The organism is Paraburkholderia sp. SIMBA_030, assembly GCF_046535245.1.
Taxonomy (GTDB): Bacteria; Pseudomonadota; Gammaproteobacteria; order Burkholderiales; family Burkholderiaceae; genus Paraburkholderia.
Window position 1 is genome coordinate 1 of sequence record NZ_JAWRXB010001022.1, and the last position, 256, is coordinate 256.

The 256-nt window shown below is 63.3% G+C and carries 1 pseudogene; it reads right to left on the bottom strand.

Features of this window, described 5'->3' with window-relative positions:
* Positions 1–256: pseudogene (locus SB772_RS43115) on the bottom strand (DNA topoisomerase IB); the annotation flags it as partial.

The following is a 256-nucleotide window of genomic DNA, read 5'->3' on the forward strand; positions in this document are numbered from 1 at the left end:
CGCGTGACGGCACCGAAGAGTGGTCAGCCCGTAAGAACCGTTTTGCTTCATGTAGCTTTCGGAGCCCACCCGGAGGGCCCCCAGGTCCATCAGGCGGACAGCGGCGGCGAGGGTTTGTTGCCGCGGCGAGGTGCTGTCCTGCAGGTGGACGGTTACGTTGCGTCTCACCGAGGGCAGGACCAACCCCAACTGTGCGGCGCGGATGAACTTTTCAGCGTCCTTCTGTTCGCGCCAGCGCGGATGGTAGATGTATTGG